Source organism: Actinomadura sp. KC06 (assembly GCF_004348735.1).
Classification (GTDB): Bacteria; Actinomycetota; Actinomycetes; order Streptosporangiales; family Streptosporangiaceae; genus Spirillospora.
In genome coordinates this window covers 1-22,775 of record NZ_SMKT01000138.1, presented here as the reverse complement: position 1 = coordinate 22,775, position 22,775 = coordinate 1, and the positions used below count along the sequence as shown (strand labels likewise).

18 protein-coding genes are annotated in these 22,775 nt (G+C 72.4%); 7 read left to right on the top strand and 11 right to left on the bottom strand.

Translation table 11 applies throughout. The annotated features are described in order from the left end of the window. Positions 1-157: 157 nt before the first annotated feature. The 3 genes from E1287_RS32350 to E1287_RS32340 are packed head-to-tail and all read right to left on the bottom strand — an operon-like array spanning position 158 to position 2,938. Positions 158-1,018, bottom strand: a complete 861-nt coding sequence (locus tag E1287_RS32350) for an ABC transporter permease (RefSeq protein WP_131969070.1) — start codon at positions 1,016-1,018, stop codon at positions 158-160. Further along, on the bottom strand, positions 1,011-1,859 hold the full coding sequence (locus E1287_RS32345; RefSeq protein ID WP_131969069.1) for an ABC transporter ATP-binding protein: 849 nt from the start codon (positions 1,857-1,859) through the stop codon (positions 1,011-1,013). The genes E1287_RS32350 and E1287_RS32345 overlap by 8 nt, the downstream gene beginning before the upstream one ends. After that, positions 1,856-2,938 carry an ABC transporter substrate-binding protein gene (locus E1287_RS32340; protein ID WP_243719578.1) on the bottom strand — a complete coding sequence of 361 codons (1,083 nt, stop codon included), beginning with the start codon at positions 2,936-2,938 and terminating at the stop codon, positions 1,856-1,858. Before E1287_RS32340 ends, E1287_RS32345 begins: the two co-directional genes overlap by 4 nt. A 105-nt stretch (positions 2,939-3,043) precedes the next feature. Between E1287_RS32340 and E1287_RS32335 the strand changes: the two genes are divergently transcribed. Further along, entirely contained in the window at positions 3,044-3,952 is a 909-nt protein-coding gene (locus tag E1287_RS32335) for a TauD/TfdA family dioxygenase (protein WP_131969068.1), read from the top strand. 176 nt (positions 3,953-4,128) lie between these two features. On the opposite strand, the gene E1287_RS32330 is transcribed toward E1287_RS32335, so the two are convergent. Together E1287_RS32330 and E1287_RS32325 are read right to left on the bottom strand one after the other, a co-directional pair. Further along, a complete protein-coding gene (locus E1287_RS32330; RefSeq protein ID WP_131969067.1) occupies positions 4,129-5,586 on the bottom strand; it encodes a trypsin-like serine protease in 1,458 nt (485 codons plus the stop codon). Between the two features lie 61 nt (positions 5,587-5,647). Continuing rightward, complete coding sequence (locus E1287_RS32325; protein ID WP_165969299.1) at positions 5,648-7,201, bottom strand: S8 family serine peptidase; 1,554 nt, start codon at positions 7,199-7,201, stop codon at positions 5,648-5,650. Positions 7,202-7,515: 314 nt separating this feature from the next. On the opposite strand from E1287_RS32325, the gene E1287_RS32320 reads away from it, so the two are divergent. After that, positions 7,516-10,419 (top strand): LuxR family transcriptional regulator, encoded by a 2,904-nt coding sequence (locus E1287_RS32320; protein ID WP_131969066.1) that lies wholly within the window; start codon positions 7,516-7,518, stop codon positions 10,417-10,419. 63 nt (positions 10,420-10,482) lie between these two features. On the opposite strand, the gene E1287_RS32315 is transcribed toward E1287_RS32320, so the two are convergent. Next, a complete protein-coding gene (locus tag E1287_RS32315) occupies positions 10,483-11,478 on the bottom strand; it encodes a LuxR family transcriptional regulator (protein ID WP_165969298.1) in 996 nt (331 codons plus the stop codon). 341 nt (positions 11,479-11,819) lie between these two features. On the opposite strand from E1287_RS32315, the gene E1287_RS32310 reads away from it, so the two are divergent. The 4 genes from E1287_RS32310 (at position 11,820) to E1287_RS32295 (ending at position 16,381) form a co-directional block, all read left to right on the top strand. After that, positions 11,820-13,196 carry a carbohydrate-binding protein gene (locus E1287_RS32310; protein ID WP_131969064.1) on the top strand — a complete coding sequence of 459 codons (1,377 nt, stop codon included), beginning with the start codon at positions 11,820-11,822 and terminating at the stop codon, positions 13,194-13,196. Between the two features lie 191 nt (positions 13,197-13,387). Beyond that, positions 13,388-13,753 carry a winged helix-turn-helix domain-containing protein gene (locus E1287_RS32305; RefSeq protein ID WP_131969063.1) on the top strand — a complete coding sequence of 122 codons (366 nt, stop codon included), beginning with the start codon at positions 13,388-13,390 and terminating at the stop codon, positions 13,751-13,753. Continuing rightward, positions 13,753-14,019 carry a hypothetical protein gene (locus tag E1287_RS32300; protein WP_131969062.1) on the top strand — a complete coding sequence of 89 codons (267 nt, stop codon included), beginning with the start codon at positions 13,753-13,755 and terminating at the stop codon, positions 14,017-14,019. The genes E1287_RS32305 and E1287_RS32300 overlap by 1 nt, the downstream gene beginning before the upstream one ends. A gap of 217 nt (positions 14,020-14,236) precedes the next feature. Beyond that, positions 14,237-16,381 (top strand): MMPL family transporter, encoded by a 2,145-nt coding sequence (locus tag E1287_RS32295; protein WP_131969061.1) that lies wholly within the window; start codon positions 14,237-14,239, stop codon positions 16,379-16,381. Positions 16,382-16,401: 20 nt separating this feature from the next. Here the strand turns inward: E1287_RS32295 and E1287_RS32290 are convergent, their stop codons facing one another. The 5 genes from E1287_RS32290 to E1287_RS32270 all read right to left on the bottom strand — a co-directional run bounded on the left by E1287_RS32290 (position 16,402) and on the right by E1287_RS32270 (position 22,134). After that, positions 16,402-17,865 carry a HAMP domain-containing sensor histidine kinase gene (locus tag E1287_RS32290; RefSeq protein ID WP_207934597.1) on the bottom strand — a complete coding sequence of 488 codons (1,464 nt, stop codon included), beginning with the start codon at positions 17,863-17,865 and terminating at the stop codon, positions 16,402-16,404. Then, positions 17,862-18,572 carry a response regulator transcription factor gene (locus E1287_RS32285; RefSeq protein WP_131969071.1) on the bottom strand — a complete coding sequence of 237 codons (711 nt, stop codon included), beginning with the start codon at positions 18,570-18,572 and terminating at the stop codon, positions 17,862-17,864. Before E1287_RS32285 ends, E1287_RS32290 begins: the two co-directional genes overlap by 4 nt. Before the next feature lie 43 nt (positions 18,573-18,615). Beyond that, positions 18,616-19,416, bottom strand: a complete 801-nt coding sequence (locus E1287_RS32280; protein ID WP_131969060.1) for an ABC transporter permease — start codon at positions 19,414-19,416, stop codon at positions 18,616-18,618. Then, on the bottom strand, positions 19,413-20,327 hold the full coding sequence (locus E1287_RS32275; RefSeq protein WP_131969059.1) for an ATP-binding cassette domain-containing protein: 915 nt from the start codon (positions 20,325-20,327) through the stop codon (positions 19,413-19,415). The genes E1287_RS32280 and E1287_RS32275 overlap by 4 nt, the downstream gene beginning before the upstream one ends. 445 nt (positions 20,328-20,772) lie before the next feature. Then, complete coding sequence (locus E1287_RS32270; RefSeq protein WP_131969058.1) at positions 20,773-22,134, bottom strand: M20/M25/M40 family metallo-hydrolase; 1,362 nt, start codon at positions 22,132-22,134, stop codon at positions 20,773-20,775. Between the two features lie 249 nt (positions 22,135-22,383). On the opposite strand from E1287_RS32270, the gene E1287_RS32265 reads away from it, so the two are divergent. Continuing rightward, positions 22,384-22,770 (top strand): hypothetical protein, encoded by a 387-nt coding sequence (locus E1287_RS32265; RefSeq protein ID WP_131969057.1) that lies wholly within the window; start codon positions 22,384-22,386, stop codon positions 22,768-22,770. Positions 22,771-22,775 lie beyond the last annotated feature (5 nt).

Sequence of the window (22,775 nt, the reverse complement as noted above, 5' to 3'; positions counted from 1 at the left end):
CCCGCCGCCCCCACGGCGATGGCCGCCAGCCCCAGCGCCAACGCCGCCCTGCGTCCGGACATTGCACCCCTCCCCTACTTTCTATACATGTTTGGTCGAGAAAGAATGATACAGACGGACGGCGGCGTCCACACATGACTTGGGGGTAAGAGTCGTCTCAGCGGCCGGTTTCGGTGCGCCAGCGCGTGAAACGGCGCTCGATCAGGACGAGCAGATGGTTGAACAGCAGCCCGAGCGCGGAGATCGCGACGATCCCGGCGTACATGTCGGCGATCGCGAAGTTCTGCTGGGACGAGTTGATCAGGAACCCGAGCCCCTCCTTCGCGCCCACCATCTCCGCGACGATCATCACCAGCACCGCGGTGGCCCCGGCCAGCCGGATCCCGGTGAAGATCGTCGGGACGGCGGCGGGCAGGATGACCTTCTGGAAGATGCGCGGCGCGGGCAGCCCCAGCGACCGCGCGGACTTGACCAGCGTCGGGTCCACGGTCCGGACGGCGCTGATCGTGTTGAGCAGGATCGGCCACGTGCACGCGTACAGGACGATCGCCACCTTCGACGTCTCGCCGATGCCGAGGATCAGGATGAACACCGGCAGCAGCGCGATCGCGGCGGTGTTGCGGAACAGTTCGAGCAGCGGGTTCAGCAGCTCCGCGACCGGCCGGTACCAGCCGATGAGCAGGCCGAGTGGCACCGCCAGGACGATCGCCAGCCCGAACCCGGACAGCGAGCGGACGAGGCTCGTCCGGGCGTTGCGCCACAGCTGGCCGCCCTCGGCCAGGTCCCACAGCGCCGGGACGACCTCCGACACCGGCGGCAGGAAGATCGGGTCGACCAGGCCGGCGCGCGGGGCCAGCTCCCAGACGGCGAAGAACGCGACGAGCGCGACCGTCCGCCGGAGGATGGCGGCCGCCGCCGCGACGGCTCGCGGGATCGCCGGGCGGCGCGGCCGGGTCGGGGGCAGCGCGGCGGCGGGCCCGGGCTCGGTGAGTTCGGGCGCTTTCGTGGTGCTAACCATGCTGGGCCTCCTCCTCCTTCCGCGGCGCCGGGACGGTCAGCCGCTGTGCCGTCTGGACCTCGTCACGCAGCAGCGACCACACCCGGTGGCGGTGCGCCGCGAACTCGGGGCTCGACCGGACGTCCGCGTCGTCGTCGCGGGGCCCGAGGTCGATGCCGACGACCTCCTTCACGGTGCCGGGCCGCGCCGTCAGCACGGCCACCCGTCCGCCCAGGTAGACGGCCTCGTCGATGCCGTGGGTGATGAACACGACGGTCTTGCCCGTCCGCGCCCAGATGCGCAGCAGCTCGTCCTGGAGGGACTCGCGGGTCTGCGCGTCGAGGGCGGCGAACGGCTCGTCCATGAGCAGCACGTCCGGGTCGTAGGCGAGGCTGCGGGCGATCGCGACCCGCTGCTTCATGCCGCCGGACAGCTCGTGCGGATAGCGGTCGGCGAACGCGGACAGGCCGACGAGATCGAGGTGCTCGCGGGCGATCCCGGCCCGCTCCCGGCGGCGGAGCCCGGTCCGGGACGCCGCCGCCTCCAGCCCGAACTCGACGTTGCGGAGCGCCGTCCGCCACGGGAGCAGGGCGTACTGCTGGAACACGATGCCCCGGTCGAGGGCGGGGCCGGTGACCTCCGTCCCGTCGATGAGGATCCGCCCGGACGACGGCGCGGCCAGCCCGCCGATCAGATCGAGCAGGGTCGACTTCCCGCACCCGGACGGGCCGACCACGACGAGGAACTCGCCGTCCGCGACGTCCAGCCGGACGTCGTGGAGCGCGGTGAACTCGCCGCCGCCCCGGACGGCGAACGTCTTCCCGACACCCGCAATGCTGATCTTCGGGGTCTTCGAGGTCATCGTCCGCCCCTCCCGCTCGCGTACGGGTTGAACTCGTTGGTGTACAGGTCGGCTGCCTTGACCTCGCCCTTCGGGATCTGGCCGACGTCCTCCAGCCACGCCCGCCAGGTGCCGAACTCCCGGTCGGTCATCACGCCGCCCGCGCCCGCCACGCCCCACGACTTCCAGTACCGGAGCGCGTCGGCGTTCTCGTTGCGTCCCCGCGACCGGAGGATCTTCGTCATGCGGTCGATCACCTCGGCGCGCGGCCGCTCCCGCGACCATTCGATCGTCCTGGCGACCCCGGCGGTGAAGGCGCGGACGGTGTCGGGGTTGCGCTCGACGAAGTCGTCCCGGAAGACGTAGGACCCGGCGGTGAACTCGCCGAGGAAGTCGAGGTCCTTGAACAGCGTGCGGACGCCGCCGGACGCGATCGCCTTGTCGCGGAAGATCCCGTTGAGCGCGGCGACGTCGAGCCGCCCCTGCCGCAGCGACTGCTCCATCGTGACGGGCGGCACCGCCAGCGCCTCCACCTTCGCGATGTCGCCGCCGGACAGCCCGTTGCGGCGCAGGTAGAGGTCCTGGACGGCCTGGGAGTGGCCGCCCAGCGTGTTCATCCCGACCTTCTTGCCGATCAGGTCGCGGGGTGACCTGATCCGGCTGTCGGCCAGGACGAAGAAGCCGTTGTAGGACAGCTCGTCGGTGCCGTAGTAGCCGATGACGGCCGTGATCGGCGCCCCCGCCTCCCGCAGCTTGACGACCGCGCCGTTGAACGCGCCGCCGAAGTCGACCTGCCCCGTGGCCGCGGACTGGACGTCCTGCGGCCCGCTGATCGTGTTGCCGATCCATTGCAACCGCACGTCGCCCAGGTGGCCGAGGTCGGCGGCGAGTTCCGGCAGCGTGACCTGGCCTGTCCAGCCCTGGTAGCGCAGGGTGCTCGTGCGCCGGGCGCTCCCCGCCGCGCCCCCGCAGGCGGCGGCGACCGGGACGGCGGCGGCCGCGGCCGCGAGCGTGGAGATGAATCGTCGTCGTGTCGTTCCCGTGCTGCGCGTGCTGCCCGCGCCGCGCGTGCCGGCCGTCGCGATCAAGAGCGTCTCCAATTTCCGACTCAACCGATAGGAATTGTTGACTATACCTCGCGGCCGTGCTTCGCTCTAGGGACAGCGGGTTCCTCCTTCCCCCACTACGAGAGAAGAGGTGGATGCATGTCCGACTTCGACATCCGCAGGATCGGCGGGCGCATCGGCGCGGAGATCACGGGCGTCGACGTCCGCGACCTGTCCGACTCGATCTTCGGCGAGATCCACGCCGCGCTCCTGGAGCACAAGGTCCTCGGCTTCCGCCGGCAGGACCTCACCGACGACGACCAGGTCGCCTTCGCCTCGCGCTTCGGCGCGCTCACCGGCGCCCACCCCACCGTCCCCGCCGTGGACGGACGCCCCGAGATCCTGCCCGTCGACAGCGAGTCGGGACGGGCCAACCACTGGCACACCGACGTCACCTTCGTGCGCACCCCGCCAAAGATCAGCACGCTGCGCGGCCTGGTCATCCCGCCCTACGGCGGCAACACCCTCATAGCCAACTCCGCCGCCGCCTACCGCGACCTGCCCGACGAGCTGCGCGAACTCGCCGACCGGCTCTGGGCCGTCCACACCAACGACTACGACTACGTCAAGCCCGGCAAGAGCGGCGCCGACCCCGCCAAGGCGGCCGAGCACCGCAAGGCGTTCGTGTCCCGAAAATGGAAGACCGCCCATCCGGTGGTGCGCGTGCACCCCGAGTCGGACGAGCGGAACCTGTTCATCGGCGGGTTCGCGCAGAGCATCGTCGGGCTGTCGTCCCAGCGGGAGGGACGCGCCATCCTCGACATCCTGCAGTCCTACGTCACCCGCCCGGAGAACGTCCTGCGCTGGGTGTGGGCCCCGGGCGACCTGATCGTGTTCGACAACCGGATCACGCAGCACTACGCGCCCGACGACTACGGCGACCTGCCGCGCCTGCTGCACCGCGTCACCGTCGCGGGCGACGTCCCGGCCGGTGTCGACGGGCGGCGCAGCTACCTGGTCGAGGGCGACGACGCGTCCCACTACACCCCCGCCGTCACGGCGGCCTGACGGGTGACATGCGGCCGGGCACGGTGAGGGCTGGCACCGTGCCCGGCCGCGACCCGCCGGGCCGTCCCCCACACAGGGCGGCCAGGCGGGCCGCGGGGTCGATCCGGCGGGCCGCCGGTCAGGTGAGCGCGGCCCGCCGGCCTGCGGCCCCAGCCCGCAGGCTCACCTGCCCAAGGTCATTGGACGGTGAGGGTGTAGACGCCGCCGCCGGTCCTCGACGCGCCGTCCGTGGCCGTGATGTTGATCTTGTAGGTGCCCGGGGTGAACGGGGCGACGACGGTGACCTGCGAGGTCCCGCCCGGCTCGACGGACGGCGGGTTGAAGAACGGCGCGAAGAACAGGCCCGTCCCGGACCCGCTCAGGCGGCTCGCGCCCGTCCCGCCGGTGACGGTGATCGTCGCCCGGGCGAACCCGCCGCGCTGCACGGTGCCGGACGCCGGCGAGATCGCCACCTGCGGGCCCGCCGTGTCGCCGCCGGCGCCGACGGTCAGCGTGTAATCGGTGGTCTTCGTCCCGGACGCCCCCTTCGCGTTGACGGTGATCTTGTAGGTGCCCTCGGGGGTGGACGCCGACGTCTGGACGGTCAGCTTGGCGGTCCCGCCCGCGTCGATCGCGGACGGCTGGAAGGTCGCCGTCGCACCGGCGGGCAGCCCCGACGCGGACAGGTCGAGCTTCTCCGCGCCCTGCGTGCCGGGCTGGCTGGTGACCGTCGTGGAGACGTGCTTGCCGGGCTCGACCTTGCCGGACGCCGGGCTGACGCCGACGCCGAACGTCCCGTCGCCGGGTTCGGTGCCGATGGTCTTCTTGGCCCAGTCGCCCATCTCGTTGGTCAGCCGGGCCATGACGCCGTAGCGGTCGCAGGTGCCCGCGCCCCACGACACGACGCCGACGACGACGCCGTCCACGGTGAACGGGCCGCCGCTGTCACCGGAGCAGATGCCCGTGTGACCGTCGTCGTATCCGGTGCACAGCATGACCTCGCCGTTGACCCGGACGTCGAAGACCTGGCAGCCGTTCGGATCGTTGATCGGCAGCGTGGTCGTGTACAGCTCGCCCGGCTGGTGCTTGCCGAACCCGAGCACGACACCGGACTTGCCCGGCTGGGTCAGCGCGCTGTCGCCCGACCCGGCGACCTTCGCCCACTGGCTCTGCGGCACCGGGATGTCGTCCTCCGTCGTGACGACGGCGACGTCGTACCCCTTCTTCCAGTCGTTCGCCTGCCTGTACTGCGGGTGCGTGACGAACTTCGCGACCTTCGTGCGGAAGACCTCGTCGCCCGAGCTGTTCAGGTCGTCGTCGCCGTACACGTAGCTCTTCGCGCCGGTGACGTCGATCATGCAGTGCGCGGCGGTGAGGATCGTCCGCTTCCCGACGACGGAGGCCGTGCAGGACGCGCCCTGCGGCCCGCCGCCGCCGACCCGGAGCCCCGCGATGATCGACGGGTGGTCCTTGTACGAGGCGCGCTGGCCGTTGACGATGCCCGGGGCGGGGGTCGTGCCGGGCTGGAGCTGGTCGGTGGGGATGGCCGCGGTGCTGCGCGGGCGCGGCTGGTCCGCCGCGGCCTGGCCGGTCAGGGGCAGGATCGTCGCGGCCAGCACGAGGGCCAGCGGCACGATCAGACGCGGTGCTCTCATTCGGGGTGCTCTCATTCGGGTTCCCTCTGCTGATGGGGGGTGATGGGAACGGGGATGATCATCAGAAGGTGATGGACCAGCCCGTGAGCCTGCCGGTGTCGAACCGGTACACGTCCTGGATCTGGAGCTTCCAGGTGCCGTCGGCCTTCTCGCCGGACGCGTTCACGGTGTAGGTCTTGTGCAGCCCGCCGGGCTCGGAGACGCCGCCCGCCTTCTTGAGGCTGTGCACGGCGCCGCTCGGAGCGACGAGGTCGATCACCAGGTCGCCGGTGTAGCCGTGGTCGATGTCCACCTTGACCGGCAGCGCGGCCGGCGCCGCGCCCTCGCATCCGTCCTGGACGATCGTGCTGCCGACCGCGGGGCGCGGGGTGCCGTCCGCGGCCGGGTCCGGGATCTCGACGTCCTCGTCGCTGGACTTGGTGCCGCACGTCGTCGTGCCGCCGCCGATGAAGCCTGTCCACAGCAGCTTGTTCGGGGAGCCGCTGCCGGGGTTCGTCACGAGCCCGGGGGTGGCGTTGTCGACGAGCGCGTCCTCCACCTGCGCCGGCGTGGCGCTCCCGTTGGCCTGCAGGTACATGGCCGCCGCGCCGGCGACGTGCGGCGTCGCCATCGACGTGCCGCTGCCGGTGCGGAAGCCGCCGGTGTGGTCGGACGAGTAGATGTTGCCGCCCGGCGCGAACAGGTCGAGGCACGTGCCGTAGTTGCCGCTGCGGCTGCCGCCCTGGTTGATCCAGCCGACGGTGATCGCCTCGGGGACCCGGGCGGGGCTGGTGCCGCACGCGTCCTGGCCGTTGTTGCCGCCGGCCACCGCGACCACGAACCCCTTCGCCACCAGCGCCTTCACCTGCTGGTCGCCTACGCCGACCGTGTCCATGCCGAGGCTCATGTTCACCACGGCCGGGCGGGCGCCGTTCGCGCCGACCCACTCCAGCGCGCTGACGGTCGCCGAGTCCGGGGCGCTCCCGCCGCAGCCGAGCGAGCGGACCGCGACGACCTTGGCCTTCTTCCCGACGCCGACGGTCTTGCCGGCGATCGTCCCGGCGACATGCGTGCCGTGCCAGAAGCAGTCGGACGCGTCGGCGTCGTCGTCCACGAAGTCGTAGCCGTGGGACGCCCGCCCCTCGAACTCGGGGTGGTCCTTGTTGACCCCGGAGTCGATCACGTAGGCGGTGACGCCGTCGGCGGTGTTCGGATAGGTGTACTTCTTGTCCAGGCTGGTCGTCTTCTGGTCGATCTGGTCGAGGCCCCAGGACGGCGGGTTCGGCTGCTCGCCCGCCGTCGCCCGCGCGGTGCCGTCCTCGTACACGGCCTTGACCGACGGGTCGGCCGCCAGCCGCCGCGCCTGCTTCGCGGACATGTTCCGTACCGCGAACCCGTTGAGCGTGACCGTGTAGGTGGCGCGGACGAGTCCGCCATAGCGCCTGGTCAGCTCGGCCGCCTGTCCTTGGGCGGCCGCTGGGGCGTCGTCGCGGAGTACGACGATGTACTGGCCGGCGACCGGACGGTCCGCCCGCATCACCGTGCCCTCCGGCTCGTCCGCGGCGGCGGTGCCGCCCGGCAGCGCGGCGGCGCACGCGAAGGCCATGAGGACCGCGGCCAGCGGTGCGCCGCGCATGGCCCTCCCTTCGGTTCGCGCCGGAATTCGCCATGTGGCTGGCATGACCACTCCTTCGTCCTGACCCGGACGGTTTCCGGCCGTCCGGACGAGTGGCCATTCAGGTGGGGGTAGGGGAGCGGGCGGCCACTCGGCGGCTACAATCCGCCGCCGATCCGCGCTGAACAACCGTGGCAACACCCCGTAGGGATACGGGATTAAGAATCACGATTCACGGGGTTCCGGAAACGCACAGTGACGCTTATCCTCTGGAATCCACGCTGGTGCTCGGGGCGCAGTCACCTCGCGCGTGGCATTTCCGGCGGGGAGCGAAGATGACCGAGAACGGTGGGCGCGTGAATGGGCGCGGACGGTCCGGACGGTCCACGGTCTCCGTCCGCACCGGCTCGCCGGTGCTGATCGGGCGTGCAGCTGAACTGGACACGCTCGCGACCGCGATCGCCGGGTTCCCGTCCGTCGCGTTCGTCGAGGGCGAGGCGGGCGTCGGCAAGACCCGCCTGGTCGCCGAGCTGGTGAACGGCCTGCGCGCGGGCGAGGACCGCGACGGCGACGAGGGCGACGACGCGTGGATCGCGGTCGGGTACTGCCAGCCGCTGAGCGACCCGTTCCCGTACGGCGTCATCTTCGAGTGCCTGCGCGCCTGCGGCGACCGGATCGCCGAGCCGAGCGCGGTCACCGGCGCGCTGCGCCCCTACCTGCCCGAGCTGGCCGACCGGCTGCCTCCCCCGCCGGACCCGCTCGGCGATCCGGCCGCGGAGCGGCACCGGCTGTTCCGCGCGGTCCGCGACCTGCTGGCCGCGCTCGGCCGCGCGGTGCTGGTGATCGAGGACGTCCACTGGGCCGACGACGGCACCCGCCAGCTGCTCCGGTTCGTGATGTCGAACCCGCCGCCCGGCCTGTCGCTGGTGGTGACCTTCCGCCGCGAGGACCTGCCCGCGGACGCCCCGCTCGGCCGGGCGTTCCGGCCGCCGCCCGGCACCACCGCCGCGCACCTCGTCCTCGGCCCGCTGGACACCGAGGCCGTCCGCGGGCTGGTCGGCGCGATCCTCGGCGGGCGGACGGTGCCCGCGGGGTTCGCCGAGATCCTGCGGCAGCGCACCGCGGGCATCCCGTTCGTCGTCGAGGAGATGACGTACTCGCTGCGCGACCTCGACGGCGGCGTCCGGTTCGACGGCGCCGCGGCCCGGCGCCTGCTCGACAACGTCGAGGTGCCCGCGCTGCTGCGGGAGGCGATGGCCGAGCGCATGCACGCGCTGCCCGCCGCCGCCCGGTCGCTCGCGGAGGCGGCGGCCGTCCTCGGCGTCCCGGCGACGGCGGCGCTGCTGAGCGAGGTGGCGGGGGCCGGTGACCACGAGCAGGTCACCCGGCTGCTCGACGGCGCGGTGCTGGTCGAGACCGCCGAGAACGAGTACGGCTACCGGCACGCCCTTGCCCAGCGCGCCGTGTACGACGCGCTGCCCGGCCCGTACCGCCAGGACCTGCACCTGCGCGCGCTGCGGGCGCTGGCGCGGCGCGACCCGCCCCCGCTGGTGCGGCTCGCCGCGCACGCCAAGCACGCCGGGCTGCTCGCCGACTGGCTCCGGCACAGCGAGGACGCCGCCGACGCCTCGGTGGTGGCCGGGGACGCCTCGACGGCGATCGACCTGCTCTGCGCGACGGTCGCGGATCCGTCCGTCCCGGCCGCGGACGTGAACCGGCTGGCCACCAAGCTGTGCCAGCACGCGCTCACCGGCCTGCACCACGACGGGGTGATCACCCAGATCGAGCGGCTGCTGTCGGACGCCCGGCTGTCCGACATGGTCCGCGGCGAGGTGCGGCTGTGGCTCGGGCTGCTGCTCGTCCGCAGGACGGGCGAGATGGACCGGGGCCGCGCGCACATCGAGCTGGCCATCGGCTCGCTGCGCGACCATCCCGCGCGGTGGCTGCGCGGGATGGCCGTCCTCGCCCTGCCCTACCTCGGCACGACGCCGATCGCCGAGAGCCACGCCTGGCTGGACGAGGTCGACGAAGCGCTCGCCGAGCTCCCGCCGGGCGCGCTCCGCACGTCGCTGCTCGCCAACACCGTCGGCGCCCGGCTGATCGCCGGTGAACCCCGCGCCCGGGACCGCATCGCGCTGCTGCCCGCGCCGTCGGAGCCCGGCGACACCGAGCAGACGCGCGAGCTGGCGCGGTCGCACTGCAACCTGGCCGACGCGTGCTCGTGGATCGGCGACTACCCGCACGCGTGGGAGCACCTGCACATCGGCCTCACCCTCGCGACGCAGGCCGGCGCGCCGTATGTGATCGGCACCGCCGAGGCCACCCGCATCCGGCTGGACTGGCTCGCCGGCGCGTGGGACGGGCTGGAGGAGCGCGCCGAGCGGATGGCGCAGACGTACACCTACCTGCTGCCCGTCGCCAGCGAGCTGCAGCTCGTCCTCGGCTGGCTGGCCACGGTCCGCGGAGACTGGGACCGGGCCGAAGCCTGCTACCAGGCCACCCGCATGTCCCAGCCCGACTCCGCCATCATCCCGGTCGCGAACGCCGCGACCGGCGGAATGGTCACGATGCTGCTGGACCGCGGCGACGTCGCGGCCGCCTGCGCCCACGCCGACCGCGGGGCCGCGCTGCTCCGCCGCAAGGGCCTCTGGGTGTGGGCGGGCGATCTGGCGCCGCAGGCCGTCGAGGCGTTCCTGGCCGGCGGGCGCGACGACGACGCGCGCACGCTGGTGGCGGACCTGCGCGCGGGGCTCGCCGGCCTGCACGCCCCGCTCGCCGCCGCGGCCCTGGACGCCTGCCGCGCCCAGCTCGCCCGCGCCGCCGGGGACCCCGCCGCCGCCCGCCTGTTCGCGTCCGCGATCCGCCGCCACGAGCGCCTCGGCCTGCCCTACCGGACGGCCCGGCTCACCGAGCGGGCCGCCCGCGGCGAGCCGGCCGACGCCGAGGTGCTCGGCGAGTTGGCACGGTCCTACGAGAAGCTCGGCGCGCCCATCGACGCGGCGCGCTGCCGGCACCTCGTCCGCGGCACCGGGGCCGCCACCCCGTCCCGCCGGGGCCGCCGCGGGTACGGCAACGAGCTGTCGCCCCGCGAGCGGGACGTGGCCCGGCTGCTGGCGGGCGGGCGCACCAACCGCGAGATCGCGCAGGCGCTGTTCCTGTCGCGCCGGACGGTCGAGGAGCACGTCGCCAACATCCTGCGCAAGCTCAACGTCGCCTCCCGGAACGAGGTGCACCTCTGACGTCCGCGCCGGGCGTCCCGGGGCCGGGCCCGACCCAGGTAGGCCCCTGGCGCGTGTTCGCCGTCAGACCAGGTCGCGGCGGGCGGCGTGGACGCCCGCCTGGAACCGGGTGCGGGCGTTGAGCGTGCGGAGAAGGCGGGCGACGTGCCTGCTCACCGTGCGCGCGCCCATTCCGGTGTGGCGGGCCACCGCCTCGTCCTTGAGCCCGGCGGCGAGCAGCGTCAGCAGGTGCCGGTCGGCCTCGGAAAGCCGCGGCCAGACGTCCCCCGACTCGTTGTCGCCCTGCAGCGGGGTGGCCTGTTCCCAGCAGGTGTTGAACACATTGATGAGAATGTCGAGAAGCGTCGAGGGGCGGATCACGGCGCTGATTCCCGGGTCGTCGCCCCGCAGCGGCATCAGCGCCATTTCGTCGTCCACGATGATGAGTTTTGTCGGCGCGCTCTCCAGCACCCGGGCGCGTTCTCCGATGATGGCGTCCTGCCTGGCCATTTCCAGCTTCTCGGGAATGGCGAGCGCGTCCGGGGTGAAGATGACGCGGTACTCCACGCCGTGGCCGATCTGCTCGCGCTCGACCTCGTTCGGGGCCTTCGGATCGACGGCGTAGGGCGGCTTGTCGATGGCCTTGACGTGCTTGACCGCGCTGCGCTGGACCTGCTCGTAGCGCTGGACCACCGCCTCCATCCCGTCGATGATCTCGACGAGTTTCTGCGGATTCGTGCGCTGCTCGGCGGCGAGCAGGTCGCCGCTGAGGCGTTTGGCCTCGATCCGCGCGCGGATGAACTCCGTCTCCCGCTGGCGGATCAGCGTCTCGACGACGGCGTCCGGCGGGTAGGGGAAGTACTTCGGGTCGGTGGACGCGTCGATGCCCACCATGCCGAGCGCTTCGAGTTCTTTCAGAAGCCCCGCCAGCCGCGGCCGGGGTTCGTCCGACAACTCGGCCAGCTCACCGAATGTGGTTCCGGGGTGGTGCAGCAACGTGCTGTAAAGGGACTGCTGCAGAGTGGTGATACCGAGAGCCGCGAATGGATTCTCGTCGGTTGCAGCGGACGCGGGAGACATGGACGGATTATCCAGCAAAGGCGTGGGGCAGCCAAGCCTCTGAGCACTATTCATGCGGAACACGGTCATCCGCCCCGTCCAAGCAGGGCCCAACTCGCGTCCGAAACCCGCAAATTCTTGCCTCAGCGGCTGCGGCGACCGCACATCTTCCACGTCGCACGTGATCTTCGCGCACTCAAATGGAGTTCTTTGATTTTCCGCTCGATTGGCCCGGCCGGGCAAGTGGGATTGGTGGCGAAGATCGACACCGGCGATAACTCGCCAGAACACCGCCGGGGAGAGGCTTTCTCACCTGCGCAAAGTCAATCTACCTTTGCCGCACCCCCACACAAGGAGAGACCATGTCTCACAGACGCGGCCTTCGGGTCGCCGTAATCGCCGTCGGCGCGCTGGGCCTCGCCGGCATTCAAGGCACCGCGACGGCCCAGCCGCCCGGCTCCTACCAGCTACCTCCCGGCTCCTACACCAAGCCGCTGGCAGCGGCCAACGCCGCCGCCGCCTCGGCTGACATGCTGAAGGCGATGCAGCGCGACCTCGGGCTCACCCAGGCCCAGGCGAAGCAGGCGCTCGCCAACCAGGTCGACACCGGCGCCAAGGCCGGCAAGCTGCAGGTCCGCCTGGCCGGCAGCTACTCCGGCAGCTACGTCACCGGCAAGACCGGCGACACGCTCCACGTCGCCACCACCAACCCCGCCAAGGCGGCCGAGATCGCGGCGCACGGCGCCCGCGCCGTGGTCGTCGAGCACAGCCTCGCCGAGCTCGACGCCGCGAAGGCCCAGCTGGATCGTGCCATGCAGAACAACGGACCGGCCCACACCCCGGTCTGGTTCGTGGACGTCCGCAGCAACAAGGTCGTGCTCCAGAGCTCCTCTCCCGCCAAGGCACGCGCTCTCGTCAAGGCGGTCGGGGTCAGCCTCGACAAGGTCGCCATCCAGCGCTCGAACGTCAAGCCGCGCACGTACTACGACATCCGCGGCGGCGACGCCTACTACATGGGCGGACGCTGCTCGGTGGGCTTCCCGATCACGCGCAGCGGGACGCACGGCTTCGCCACCGCAGGGCACTGCGGCCGGGCGGGCACGGCCGTCCAGGGGCACAACCGTGTCGCCATGGGCAGCTTCCAGGGCTCCAGCTTCCCGGGCAACGACTACGCCTGGGTGGCGGCCAACAGCCAGTGGACCTCGACCAACAAGGTGAACGGCTACGGCAGGGTCGCCGACCCGTCCGTCGCCGGCTCCACGGTCACCCAGGTCGGCCAGCCCGTGTGCCGCTCCGGCTCCACGACCGGCTGGCACTGCGGGACGATCTCGCAGCACAACACCAGCGTCACCTACCCCGAAGGCACGATCACCGGGGTGACCCGGACGACCGTGTGCGCCGAGCCCGGTGACTCCGGCGGTTCGTACATCTCCGGTTCCCAGGCGCAGGGCGTGACGTCCGGCGGCTCGGGCAACTGCAGCAGCGGCGGGACGACGTTCTACCAGCCGATCAACGAGATCCTCCAGGTGTACGGCCTGACGCTCCACACCGGTGGGGGCCAGAACCCCGACCCGCCGGACCCGCCGGACCCGCCCACGGGCACCTGGGCCGCCGGGACCGTCTACCAGGTGGGGAGCACCGTCACCTACAACGGTGTGCAGTACCGCTGCATCCAGGCCCACCAGGCTCAGCCCGGTTGGACCCCGGCCAATGTGCCGGCACTGTGGGAGCAGGTGTGATGACGGGAGCCGCCAGGCACCCGTGATCAGCGCCCCAGAAACCGGCTTCTGGGTGCACTGTCTCCCTCGGGCCCTTCCCCAGACCTCCACTGGGGAAGGGCCCGCTTTTGCGTTGTCCGCCCTCCGCCCTCCGCCCTCCCTCCGGCCGCAGTGGCTAGAGGTATGTTCCACGTGATAGTTTTTGTTTACACATGGATGAAGTTGTTGACACTGATCTGGCGGGCGGCACGGGAGACGAGCTGCTGCTGGCGCTGTCGGCGCTGGCCAGCCCGCACCGGCTGCGGATCCTCGCCGCGCTCGGCGAGGGCCGCAGGTACGTGAGCGAGCTGGCCCGGCAGGTCGGGATCAGCCGCCCGCTGCTGCGGGTGCACCTGAGCCGGCTGGAGGCCGCCGGGCTCGTGCGCAGCTCGCTGGAGGTCTCGGAGGACGGGAAGGCCATGCGGTATTTCGAGGTGGTGCCGTTCGTGCTGCGGCTCGATCCGGAACGGGTCGGCGCGGCGGTGCGGACGCTCACCGTCAAGAGCGTGGGCGGCGACGACGGCAAGAGGAGCGACTGATGGAGGACGACGCCTGGGGGGTCCTTATCGGGGGCGTGCTGTTCATCGTGATCGGCGCGGTCGCGATCGTACTGATCTGGCAGGTGTTCGCCACCTGGCGCGCCAAGGTCCAGCTCGCCCGCGAGGACGCCTACCGCAAGCTCGCCGAACGGTCGGTCACCGCCGAGATGGAGACCCGCGAGGACCTGCTGCGGATCAGCGAGAACCTCGCCGACCTGCAGAAGCGGATGACGTCCATCGAAAAGGTGATGCGGGAGATCGAGTGAGCGACCCCGCGGCCGCCCTCTGAGAGGGCGGCGGCCCCCTTGAGTAGGGCGGGCCGTCGGGCGGCCACCCGACGGCCCGATCCGGAAGCACACCCGCATGCGGCATCCGGCCTTTTCGCGACCCGGCGTTGGACGGCACATCCACGCCGCCGGGCCCCGGACGGGCCGTGACCGCCGCGTGCGTCACGGTACGTACTCCCAGGAAGGACAGCATTTCATGCTTCCCGACGCAACGCGAAGCGCGCTGCGCCCCCGCAACGGTGGCGGGCTTCTCGGCCGCATTGCCGCACTGCCCGCCGGACGCCGCGCCAAATGGCTCGTCGTGCTGGCCTGGATCGCGATCATCTTCGCCGCCGCCCCGCTGGCCGGGAAGGTCGGCGAGGTCGAGGACAACGAGACGTTCGGCTTCGCCCGGGGCGCCGAGACGTCCGAGCACCACGAGCTGCGCAAGCGGTTCAGCTCCGCGAAGCCGATCCCGGCCGTGGTCGTGTACGTCCGCGACGGCGGCGTCACCCCCGCCGACCGGGCGAAGGCCGAACGCGACCGGCACGCCCTGGCGTCCTACGCCGCCGACCGGAAGGCTCCCGGCGTGCGCCCGTCGTCCGACGGCAAGGCGCTGATGACGACCGTCGCCCTGCCGCTCACCGAGGACGGCTTCACCGACACGGTCAAGCGCCTCCGGGACGTGGTGCACGCCGACGCGCCCGCCGGGCTCCAGGTGAAGGTGACCGGGGCGGCCGGGCAGACCACCGACGAGGTCGAGGTGTTCAGCGACCTGGACGCCAAGCTGATGCTCGCCACGGTCGCCGTCGTGACCATCCTGCTGCTGCTCACCTACCGCAGCCCCATCATCTGGATCCTGCCGCTGCTCAGCGTCGCGCTGGCGAGCCAGGTCGCGAACGCGTTCATCTACCTGCTGGGCAAGCACGCCGGCATGCCGGTGGACGGCATGGGCGCCGGGATCCTGACCGTGCTGGTGTTCGGCGTCGGCACCGACTACGCGCTGCTGCTCATCGCCCGCTACCGGGAGGAGCTGCACGCGCACGCCGACCGGCACGAGGCGATGGCGGCGGCGCTGCGCCGGTCCCGGGGCGCGATCGTCGCGTCCGCGGCCACGGTCGTCGCCGGGATGCTCTGCCTGCTCGCCGCCGACATCAACTCCAGCCGCGGGCTCGGCGGCGTCGGCGCCGTCGGCGTGCTCTGCGGGCTGGCCGCCATGATCACCCTGCTGCCCGCGCTGCTCGTGATCTTCGGGCGGTGGATCTTCTGGCCGTTCGTCCCCCGGGCCGGCGAGCCCGCCCGGCGGGGACGCGTGTGGGCGGGCGTGGCGGCGTCGATCGCCGCGCGCCCGCGCACGTACTGGATCGCCACCGCGGCGGCGCTCGCCGGGCTCGGCCTGATCGCCGGGACGATGCGGATCGGCCCGTCGCAGGAGGAGATGTTCCGCACGGTGCCCGAGTCGGTCGCCGGGCAGCGGCTGGTGGCGGCGCACTACCCGGCGGGCTCGTCCGCGCCCGCCGACGTCATCGCCGCCGCACCGGCCGCCGGGCCCGTGACGGACGCGGCCCGCACGACGCCGGGAGTGGTCGCCGTGCAGGAGAACGGACGTTCCCAGGACGGCCGGCTGGTGCAGTTGTCGGTGACGCTGCGGGACGCCGCCGACAGCGCCGCCGCCGAACGCACCGTGGAACGCCTGCGCGACGCCGTCCATCGCGTCGGCGGGGCGAACGCCGTGGTCGGCGGGCCCACCGCCGAGGCGCTCGACAGTTCCGAGGGCGCGTCCCGCGACCGCCTGCTGGTGATCCCGCTGGTGCTGCTGGTCGTCCTGGCGATCCTCATCCTGCTGCTGCGCGCGGTCACCGCGCCCGTGCTGCTGCTGGGCACCATCGTGCTGTCGTACTTCGCCGCGCTCGGCGCCGCGTGGCTGCTGCTGAAGGGCCCGCTCGGGGTGGACGCGCTGGACAACTCCACCCCGCTGCTGGGCTTCATCTTCCTGGTCGCGCTCGGCATCGACTACAACATCTTCCTGATGCACCGGGTGCGGCAGGAGGCGCTCGCGTCCGATCACCGGACGGGCGTGCTGCGCGGGCTGACCACCACCGGCGGCGTCATCACCAGCGCCGGGCTGGTGCTCGCCGCGACCTTCTCGGTGCTGATGAACCTGCCGATCACGTTCATGGCCGGGCTGGGCGCACTGGTGGCGGTCGGCGTCCTGCTCGACACGTTCATCGTCCGGTCGCTGCTCGTCCCCGCCCTCGCGCTGGACGCCGGACCCCGCATCTGGTGGCCGGGACGCCTGGCCCGCCCGCACACCCCGGCGCTCGCCGCCGACCGGAGGCAGGCCACCAGCGACGTGCCGTGATGGACCGGGCCGCCGGCGGCTCAGTCCTGGTCGAGCAGCGGCAGCGTCAGGCGGAAGCGGGCACCCTCGCCGGCGGCGGTCCGCAGCTCGACGTCGCCGCCGTGGGCGCGGGCGAGGGAGCGGGCGATGGCGAGACCGAGCCCGGCGTTGGCGCCGCCCGCGTGGTTGCGGGAGCGGTCGGTCCGGTAGAAGCGATCGAAGACGTGGGCCGCCTGCTCGGCCGCCATGCCCGGGCCCTCGTCCTCGACGTCGAGGACGGCGCGGCCGTCCACCGTGCCGACGCCGATGCGGACGGGCGTGCCCGGCGGCGTGTGGGCGGCGGCGTTGCCGACGAGGTTCACGACGACCTGCCGCAGCCGGGCCTCGTCGGCGTGCACGGGGGCGGGGCCGGGCAGGCCGGTCCCGTCCGGCCCGGTCAGCTCGACCGGGCGGGACGGGTCGAGCGCCCGCAGATCGTGCCGGGCGTCACCGGCGAGGGTGCGCAGGTCCATCGGGGCCGGGTCGACCTGGCCCTCGGGCGACTCGTCCAGCCGGGCGAGGAGCAGCAGGTCCTCGGTGAGCGCGGTGAGGCGGGCGGCCTCGTGGCCGATGCGGCGCATCGCCTCGTCGACGTCGGCACGCTCGGGCAGCGCGCCCATCCGGTAGAGGTCGGTCGTGCCCTTGATGCCGAACAGCGGGGTGCGCAGCTCGTGGCTGACGTCCGAGAGGAAGGTGCGCATCCGGTCCTCGGACGCTGCCCGGTCGGCGAAGGCCCTTTCGAGCTGGCCGAGCATGGCGTTGAGCGACGCCGCCAGATGCCCGATCTCGGTGCGCGGCGGGGCGATGCCGGGCACGCGCCGGGTGAGGTCGCCGCCCGCGATCGCGGCGGCCGTGTGCTCGATCCGCCGCAGCGGCCGCAGGCCCCGGCCGAGCGCGAACCAGCCGGCCGCCGTCAGCAGGGCGAGCAGCGCGCTCCCGCTGATCAGGCTGCTCGTCCGGAGCCGCGCGACGGTGGCGTCGGCCCCGGTGCGCGGCGTGGCCGCGATCACCGTGCCCGGCCATCCGACGGTCGGCCGGGCGACGGCCCGCCAGCGCTCCGAGCCGTCCGCGGCGCGCAGGTCGACGGCCGTCCCGCCGGTGGGGACCCGGCGGAGCGCGCCGCTCGGCGGCAGGGACGCGGCGTCCAGCCGGGGGCTGTGGACGCTCTTCGCCACCGCCCCGTCCTCGTCCAGGTACACCAGGTAGGCGGTGCTGAACAGGTCGAGGCCCGGATCGAGGAGGTCGGGACGGGCTGCGGCCCCCTCGACGTCGGGCGGCCCGCTTGCCGGGACGCGGGTGACGATCGTGGCGAGCGACCGCAGCTGGCTGTCGAGCCGGTCGATCTGGTAGCGCTCCAGGCGGTCGGACAGGACCGCGCTGATCAGGGTCAGCCCGGCCAGCAGCAGGCCCGTGGTGAGCAGGAGCAGCCTGGCCCGCAGCGACAGCCGGCTCAGCGGGCGCCTCACCGCCGGGGCTCCCGCAGCACGTAGCCGACGCCGTGCACGGTGTGGATGAGCTTGGGCTCCCCGGTGTCGACCTTGCGCCGCAGGTAGGAGATGTAGGTGTCGACGATGCTGGCGTCGCCGCCGAAGTCGTACTGCCACACGCGGTCGAGGATCTGCGCCTTGGACACCACGACCCCGGCGTTCTCCATCAGGTAGCGCAGCAGCCGGAACTCGGTGGGCGAGACTCGGACGGGACGTCCGTCCCGCGTCACCTGGTGCCCCTCGGCGTCGAGCGCGAGCGCGCCCACCTTCAGCACCTCCCCGTGGTGGCCGGTGGTGCGGCGGAGGATCGCGCGGATGCGGGCGATGAGCTCCTCCAGGTCGAACGGCTTCGTCACGTAGTCGTCGGCGCCGAGGGACAGCCCGGTGACCTTGTCGGCCTGGCGGTCCCTTGCGGTGAGGAACAGGACCGGCACCGGCCCGCCGCGCCCCTCCCGGCGCTGCTCCCGCAGCCGCCGGACGACCTCGAAGCCGTCCATGTCCGGCAGCATGACGTCGAGCAGCACCAGGTCGGGGGGCTCGTCGTCGGCGGCGGCGACCGCGCCCGCACCGGTCGCCGCCGACGTCACCCGGAACCCGGCGAACCGCAGCGTCGCGGAGAGCAGCTCCCGGACGGTGGCCTCGTCGTCCACCACCAGCAGCCGCTCGGCGCCTTCCCGGGACGTCATCGCCTGACCTGGTCCTCGCACGCCGACCAGGATACGTAGGGCATCACACGTCGCGACGGCGCTGGACGGCGAACGCGGCGGCCAGGACGGCGGCGACCCCCAGGCACATCCCGCCGAGGTTCAGCCAGGGATGCGGGTACTCGGGGTCCGGGACGGTCGTGAACACCGCCGCCGCGCCCATCGTCGGCCAGATGTCGACGACGCCGTCCAGCCACGACGGGAACAGCCCCGCGAGCGCGGGCACCAGCAGCAGGACGCCCACCAGCGTGGCGATCGCCCCCGCCGTGGCCCGCATGATCGCGCCGATCCCAACCGCGAGCAGCGCGATGGCCGACAGGTAGAGCCCGCCGCCCGCCACGGCGGAGAACACGCCGGGATCGCCGAGGCTCGCGTTCGGCACGTCCTGCGCGCCCAGGATGATCTGACCCAGGAAGAAGGAGCAGAACATCAGCGTCTGGCCCGCCACCAGGGCGATGGCGGTGGCCAGCACCATCTTGGCCGCCAGCAGCCGGTGCCTGCGCGGGGTGGCGCTCAGCGACGTCCGGATCAGCCCGGTCGCGTACTCGGAGGTGACGATCAGGCTGCCCAGCACGCCGATGATCAGCTGGGCGATGATGTAGGTCGTCAGGCTGAGGCCCGTCGGATCCCAGGTGCGCCGCTCCTCGGCCGTCGCGGTCGCGTACTCGTCCCCGGCGGAGCTCATCGCCAGGCCGGTGACCCCGAGCCCGACGACGAGCAGGCAGGCCAGCGTGAGCCAGGTGGAGCGCAGGCTGCGGATCTTGATCCACTCGGCGTGGAGGGTGCGGGCGAAGGTCGCCTTGGGCGCGGCGGTGAGGGCGCTCATGATGCGGCTCCGTGGTATTCGACGCTGTCCTTGGTCAGTTCCATGAAGGCGTCCTCCAGCGAGGGGCGCTGCGGGCTGAGCTCGCTGAGCGCGACGCCGTGGTAGGCGGCGAGCTTGCCGATCTCCTCGCCCGTCATGCCGGACACGACGAGCGAGGACTCCAGCCCGTCCCGCACGGTGGCCCCGGCCTCGGTCAGCCGGCGCGCGAAGGAGCCGGGCTCCGGCGTCCGGACGAGCACCGTGCCCTCCCCGTTGGCATGCAGGAAGTCGCTCATCCCGGTGTCGGCGATGAGCCGGCCTCGGCCGATGACGACCAGGTGGTCGGCGGTCTGCGCCATCTCGCTCATCAGGTGACTGGAGACGAGCACGGCCCGTCCCTCGGCGGCGAGGGAGCGCATGAACGCCCGGATCCAGCGGATGCCCTCGGGGTCGAGCCCGTTCACCGGCTCGTCGAAGATCAGCACCCGCGGGTCGCCGAGGAGCGCCGCCGCGATGCCGAGCCGCTGCCGCATGCCGAGCGAGAACCCGCCGGCCCGGCGGCCCGCCACGGTCTCGATGCCGGTGCGGGCGAGGACCTCGTCGACGCGGCGGCGCGGCAGGCCGTTGCTCACGGCGAGCGCCAGCAGGTGGTCGCGCGCCTTGCGGCCGCCGTGCACGGCGCCCGCGTCCAGCAGCGCGCCCACCTCGGTCAGCGGGACGGGAAGGTCATGGTAGTGGCGCCCGCCGATGACGGCGGTCCCCCGGGTCGGCGCGGCCAGACCCATGATCATCCTCATCGTGGTGGACTTGCCGGCGCCGTTCGGGCCGAGGAAGCCGGTCACCTGGCCGGGCTCGACGGTGAACGACAGGTCGTCCACCACGGTGTCGGGCCCGTAGCGCTTGGTCAGCCCGCGTACTTCGATCGTCGTCATGGGAGCGAGCGTGCTGGACGGAACCGACCGGTTTCTGGGAGCTTCCGAGAGAATCCTGTGAATCGTGGGCCGCTGAGGCGAGGCCGCCACCCGCCTGTCCCCGCTTGCGCCTCCCCGCTCACAGGAAACCCTCAGCCGCGGGGGTCAGGGCGTGCGGCGCCGATGAGTGTCGCGGGCGGTGGCCGACGGTGCCAGGCCCAGGGGCCCCGCCCCAACGTGACCTGGGCGGAAACGGGGGCGGGGCCGGGCCGCACCGCACCACTCCCACGATGCGGCGGCCCTTCGGCGGCCGTGCAATACGGGGGACCGCCGACGTCTCCTACAGCGCCACCGTCCGGCAATGCGTTACAGACCGGTACGAGACCGGGCGATGCCGGACGAGACCGGGCTAGCCTGGACGATGCCGGACGGGACGTGCAGAAGACGCGAGCGTCCCACTTCGCCGCTACTTGTGGCGCGCCACCTCGTACGCGGCGCAGCCGATGATCTCCAGGGACACCTGGAGCCGCTTCAGGCTGATGTTCTGGGCGATCGTGTCCTCGGGGGTGTGGTAGATCGGTTCGAGCTGGCTGGGCGCCTCGTTGCCGCGCCAACTGAAGTTGCCCGCGGCGATGCCGCGCTCGTAGAACGCCTCGTGGTCGCTGGAGCCGCGGGCGGTGGGGCCCTGGACCTGGTCGACGTAGCCGAGCCGGCGCGCGGCGGCGTTCACCGCGGCGGTGGTGGTGTTGTCCTTGCCGTCCACGGAAAGCAGCCAGTACGTCTCCGCGGGCGGGTGGCTGGTGGCGACCATGTCGTTCTGGAAGCAGCCGCTGATCTGCTTGACGCCCTTCTCGTCGAGCCCCTTCACGTAGTGCCGGGCGCCGATCAGCCCGTACTCCTCCGAGCCCCACAGGCAGATGCGGATCGCCTGCTGGGTGGGCAGCCGCTTCAGGACGCGCGCCAGCTCCAGGCACAGCACCGTCCCGCTGCCGTCGTCGTTGGCGCCGGGCGAGCCGGGGACGCTGTCGTAGTGGGCGCTGACGATGACGGCCTTGCCCTCGGGGTTCGGCAGCGTCGCCTTCCGCTCCGCGAGGACGTTGTACGAGGTCAGCTTGCTGTGGTGGGTGATCTCGAAGGACAGCCGCCGGGCGCCCGCGCGGATCCGCTCGCCGTGGTACCCGGCCAGGCCGAGGACCGGGATCGCGACCGGCTCGTTCAGGGCCGGGGCGAACGAGGCGGGCTTGCGCTCGGGGAAGGTGTCCGAGCGCGCGTTGACGATGAGCGCCGCCTTGGCGCCCGCGGCCGCGGCGGCCTTGGCCTGATCGGTCTCGCTGCCGAGGATGCGGTCGAACAGCACCAGCTTGCCGCGCGCGTCGTCCGGGACCTCGACGACCTTGCCGACGTCCACCACCGTGCCGTGGACGCGGCCGGTCGCGCCCTGCGGCGACGCGCTGGACTGCCAGAGCCGCTCGCCCTTGGCGCGGATCTCCGCCAGGTACTTGTCGGCGACAGGGAACGGCTGCAACTCGACCTTGTAGCCGAGGTCGCGCAGCACTCCGGCGATGTAGCGGGCGGCGCGGTGCTCGGACTCGGTCCCGGCGATGCGCCAGCCGATCCCGTCGCTGAGCACCTTCAGGTGCCGCAGCGCCCGGCGGGCGTCGACGCGGGCGACCACCGCCTTGTCCGCGGTGGAGAGGGAGGGCGGCAGCAGGGCGCCGGGGCGCTGCCGGGTCGCGGCGGCGGCGGTGCCGGGCAGCAGGCCGACGGTCGCGAATCCGGCGAAGGCCGCGGCTCCGGCGAGCAGGTCGCGGCGATTGACCTCGGACATGGACGTCTCCTCGGGGAGATCTGGGCGCATACCCGTCCCGTGCCCGGATTTCGAGCCGGTAACGGACGACGGCGCCGCGAGGAACAGGGCCCCCGTTGCCGGAAAATCTATGAAATCACCCCAATTCCGACAAGGACGGCTGATCGCTCCGCAACTCAAACGTGATCAAGCCGGGCCCCTCTTGCGGGACGCAATAAGATGGGACATCCCTGGCATCAGCGGACGGTTCATGCGAACAGAGGTGAGTGCATGTACCCGATTGCCCACGGCGGAGCCGAACCCGTCCTGCTGCAGATCGGGGACATCTCCCTGACGAGCGCGCACGTCCTCCTCCCGTACGGGCGTTATCCGCTGCACGGCGCCACCTGGACCATCCAGGACTCCACCCAGGTCACCGAGGGGATCCCGACGGTGGCCATCGTCCTGACGGTCGTCTTCGTCTGGTTCTGCCTGCTGGGGCTGCTCTTCCTGCTGATGAAGGAGCGCCGCTACCTCGGCTTCGTGACCATCTCCGTGACCGGTCCCGGCTTCCACCACACCGCCCAGTTCCCGCCGGGCCCGCAGACGAGCGCATGGGCCGCCCACGCGGTCGCCCAGGCCCGCAGCATCACCGCCATGGCCCCTCCCGTCCCCTAGCCTCC